The following is a 558-nucleotide window of genomic DNA, read 5'->3' on the forward strand; positions in this document are numbered from 1 at the left end:
ATAACATCTTCCTTGTTCTGGAACTCATTTTCTTCAATCGTTCCGTAAGCGCTTTTTATTCTAAGGACTAATGACAAACCCACGGCTGTTGTGGCTACACCTACGACAATTGCCGTCAAGATCAATACGTGAGGGAGAGGATTGGAATATTGCGTCACACCTTCCGCTAAGATTGGAGCCGTGCCACCAACAACCTTTCCCATGGTGATGTACATTAAAAATACAGCGCTCTGAAAAATATTCAGGCCAACCACTTTCTTAACGAGGTTATTAGCTGTGATAACGATATACAGACCGATCATCATCAAAATAACAACGACCCAATGATTGAAGTGTTCGAAGATTAAGCTCATTGAACATTTGCCTTTTCAACTTGGCCTGCAAAGGCGTAGAAAATCCCAAGCATGACAGAGAAAACAGTAATACCAACACCGAGTTCGATAATGATTATGCCGTAATGCTGACCATCTACTGGGTCCGCTGCGAGCACGTTGTAGTCTAAAAAATTTGCACCGTTCAACATGCTCACAAGACCAACAGATGCGTATAGCAAAACGC

Annotated in this window: 2 protein-coding genes; both read right to left on the reverse strand. The window is 42.7% G+C overall.

Annotation, left to right across the window (positions count from 1 at the left end; all coding sequences use genetic code 11):
* Positions 1-353, reverse strand: a 353-nt coding sequence (locus tag A3739_RS08755) for a cation:proton antiporter subunit C (protein ID WP_068501051.1), incomplete at its 3' end; no start/stop codon positions are given.
* Positions 350-558, reverse strand: a 209-nt coding sequence (locus A3739_RS29805) for an MnhB domain-containing protein (protein ID WP_369821102.1), incomplete at its 5' end; no start/stop codon positions are given. The genes A3739_RS08755 and A3739_RS29805, both read right to left, overlap by 4 nt.

The organism is Oleiphilus sp. HI0067 (genome assembly GCF_001635735.1).